Raw genomic sequence first — 1242 nt, 5'->3', positions numbered from 1 at the left:
GCGCCAGCAGCTCCATCGCGCCGAACGGCTTGGTGACGTAGTCGTCGGCGCCGAGGGTGAAGCCGCGCACCTTGTCGGCCTCCTCGCGCCGCGCGCTGAGGATGAGCACGGGCGTGTCGAGCCCGCGGGCGCGCAGCTGCTCGAGCACCGTGTAGCCGTCGCGGTCGGGGAGCCCGAGGTCGAGCACGATCAGGTCCGGGCGCGCGTCGGCGACGACGGCCGCCGCCTCGGCGGCGCGCGTGGCGAGCGCGGTCTCGTAGCCGCGGCGCTCCAGGTGGTGCTGCAGGGCCTCGGCGATCTCGGAGGTGTCCTCGACGATCAGGATGCGGGGCACGACGGGGCGCTGGCAGTCGGCGTCAGGGGCGGGAGGGCAACGTAATGCGCTGCGCGGCTGCGCGGCTGCGCCTCTTCAACGGCCGGGAGAACGGATGCTCCGGATCCGTCGCATCCGGAGCATCCGTTCGATCCGTTCTCCCGGCAGTCGATCTCGAGGTTGCCCTTCCAGGTCCCTCGCGGCGCTCGGGACGACGACATCGACAACCGGGAATCGGATCAGGTCTGATACGATCGGATCCGGCGGATGGGCGCTCGGAGCTTCGAGGAGCGATCCGCTGGATCAGACCTCGTCAGATCTGATCCGATTCCCCGGTCGTTGCCGAGCCGACGGCGCGCAGCCGCACCGCTAGCTCTGCTGGATCCGGTCCATGAACTTGCGAATCCGCGCCGCGTTCGCCCCGACGTCGCCCCCGCCCACCCGCGACAGCGACCGCACGTCGACCCGCGACCCGCGCCCGGCCGGCGACACGCGCACCACGACGTCGCCGTGCGGGCCGAACCAGGTGGTGCGGTCGGTGGCCTCGACGCGCCCGGCGGCGGTGTCGACGGCGGCGATCGTCCACCCGAGCGCGCGCACTGCCGTCTCGGCGCGGGCGAGCGCCACGCGCGGCGCCACCGCGAGCGGGAGCGGCGCGATGTGCGGGTAGCCGAGGCGCTGCTGCGCGGCGACGGCGGGGCCCGGGTAGTCGACGGGCGTCGTCGCGCCGGGGCGGCGGCCGCGCAGCGCGCCGAAGCGCGGCGGGTCGTCGGTGTCGGTGGTGACGTCGTGGATCGGCGGCGCGGACTCGGCGCCCCGCAGCCGCCACGGCACGGAGGCCGAGGCCAGCGCCGCCGTCACCAGCAGCACCGCGGCGACGCGCACCCGGCCGCGCCGCGGGCCGCGCTCCGTCGCCCCGCCGATCGCCG

The 1242-nt window shown here is 75.4% G+C and carries 2 protein-coding genes; both read right to left on the bottom strand.

Annotation, left to right across the window (positions count from 1 at the left end; translation table 11 throughout):
* Positions 1 to 334 (bottom strand): response regulator (locus PYV61_RS25505; protein ID WP_275836697.1); only part of this gene is annotated, 334 nt, incomplete at its 3' end.
* A 348-nt stretch (positions 335 to 682) separates the two neighbouring features.
* Positions 683 to 1242 (bottom strand): DUF1499 domain-containing protein (locus tag PYV61_RS25500; RefSeq protein ID WP_275836696.1); only part of this gene is annotated, 560 nt, incomplete at its 5' end.

The organism is Roseisolibacter sp. H3M3-2 (assembly GCF_029211165.1).
Lineage (GTDB): Bacteria > Gemmatimonadota > Gemmatimonadetes > Gemmatimonadales > Gemmatimonadaceae > Roseisolibacter.
The sequence above is the reverse complement of the archived record's forward strand: the minus strand, read 5'-3'. Positions and strand labels throughout refer to the sequence as shown.